Source organism: Caulobacter sp. HMWF025, from assembly GCF_003060965.1.
Taxonomy (GTDB): Bacteria; Pseudomonadota; Alphaproteobacteria; order Caulobacterales; family Caulobacteraceae; genus Caulobacter.
Map to the genome: position 1 here is coordinate 1 of NZ_QAII01000151.1, position 1751 is coordinate 1751.

A 1751-nucleotide genomic window follows, 5' to 3' on the forward strand; every position below is an offset into this window, starting at 1 on the left:
GCCCCTACCCCACCCTGATCGAGCCGCACGGCGGACCATGGGCGCGAGACGACCTGGAATGGGATCCCGCCGGCTGGGTCCAGTACTTCGCCAGCCGGGGTTATGCCGTGCTGCAACCGCAGTTCCGCGGGTCCGAAGGCTGGGGCCAGAAGCTCTGGCGCGCCGGCGACGGCGAGTGGGGCCAGAAGATGCAGGACGACAAGGACGACGGCGTCAAATGGCTGATGGACCGCAAGGTCGCAGCCGCCGGCAAGGTCGTGATGTTCGGCTATTCCTATGGCGGCTATGCCGCCCTGGCAGCGGCGATCCGGCCCAACGGTCTGTATCGCTGTGCCATTTCAGGGGCAGGAGCTGGCGACCTGGCGAGCCTGAAGCGAGCCACGTTTGACAACCGTTTCCAGCGGGAATTCCAGAACCCGACGATCCGGGGGCTTGATGCGCTGGAACAGGCTCGCGAGGCCAAGATTCCGCTGTTCATCTACCACGGCGACCGCGACCAGACCGTCGAGGTCAAGCAGTCACGCAAGTTCGCCGACGCCCTGAAGGCGGCCGGCAAGCCCTATCGCTATCTCGAGATCAAGGACATGGGCCACCAACTGGTGACCATGGAGCCGGCCATGGTTGAAACCCAGTTGGTCGAGATCGAGAAGTACCTCAATACCGAGTGCGGGACCGGCGGGATCAACGGGGGTCAGTGACCCCCGTCAGGCCGTCCGGCTTCAGACGGAGGCTTCACCCATGAGGCGCCGGGCCTGGGCCACCCAGGCATCCCGCTCGGCCCGGCCCTTCAGGGCCAGAAGCTGATCGAAGGATGCAACATCATCTGCCGTCCAGGCGGCGATCTGACTGAAGCGGGTGATGCCCAGCTCGGCCAGGGCCAGCGAGAGCTTGGGGCCCACCCCGACCAGACGGGTCAGGTCATCGGCGACGGGGTCCGCAGCCAGTATCTCTGCGGGGGCGACCTCAGTGACCGGTTCCGGGTCGATGACCGGCTCGGAAACGCTCTCGGCAACCGTCTCGGTGACCAGCGCCTCGGCAGCGACATCCTCGGCCGGAGCCGCAACAACGGGCTCAGGTTCCACCGGGCCAGCGACCTCTTCGACAGAACCGCCTTCAAGCAGGATTTCGGCTGCGGCCGTCTCGGCCTCCTCTAGGGGAGCCACGGGCTCGGCCAGGACATCCGGTACCCCGGCCGGCGCTGCGGAGAGGGCCTCCAGATTGACGGCCTCGCGCCAGCGCGCCGACCACCACCACCAGGTGGCACCGGCGGCGGCGGCACCGCCGAACAGCAGCCACAGCGGCGAGGCCGCACCCAGCATGACGTGCGGGGCCGCCTCGGGATCGAGTCGGTCCGACTTGAGTTCAGGCATGACAGACAGGGAAGAAACCATGGCGCGCGCTCCGGCAAACCGCGATTTTGTGCAACGCAACATAACACAGATCTCGATTTCGCAAGTGCGAAAATCATGACCTTACGTCAAGCGAGGCCGATCGCGCGCAGAAGCAGGCCTGCGACCAGCATAACGCCCACCAAGGCCGGCACGGGCAGGCGCAGGCCAAAGGTCAGGCCCAGAGCCAAGGCCGTCAGTCCGAACGCGCCGGGATCCAGGCTCTCGAGCCTTGGCACCATGATCCTGAACAGACTGGCCTCAAGGGTCTGGCCCGAGCGGAACAGCAGGTGGATGGCAAACCAGACGGCCAGTTGTCCGATCACACCGACCGCTGCGGCCGAGATCAGGGCCAGGGCCCGA

2 protein-coding genes and 1 pseudogene are annotated in these 1751 nt (G+C 66.4%); 1 reads left to right on the forward strand and 2 read right to left on the reverse strand.

Annotation, left to right across the window (positions count from 1 at the left end):
* A partial coding sequence (locus DBR10_RS15985) for an alpha/beta hydrolase family protein (RefSeq protein WP_146187864.1) occupies positions 1 to 698 on the forward strand: 698 nt, incomplete at its 5' end.
* 21 nt (positions 699 to 719) lie between these two features.
* On the opposite strand, the gene DBR10_RS15990 is transcribed toward DBR10_RS15985, so the two are convergent.
* Positions 720 to 1391 carry a hypothetical protein gene (locus DBR10_RS15990; protein WP_108505295.1) on the reverse strand — a complete coding sequence of 224 codons (672 nt, stop codon included), beginning with the start codon at positions 1389 to 1391 and terminating at the stop codon, positions 720 to 722.
* 86 nt (positions 1392 to 1477) lie between these two features.
* Positions 1478 to 1751 (reverse strand): annotated as a pseudogene (locus DBR10_RS20180) (chromate efflux transporter); the annotation flags it as partial.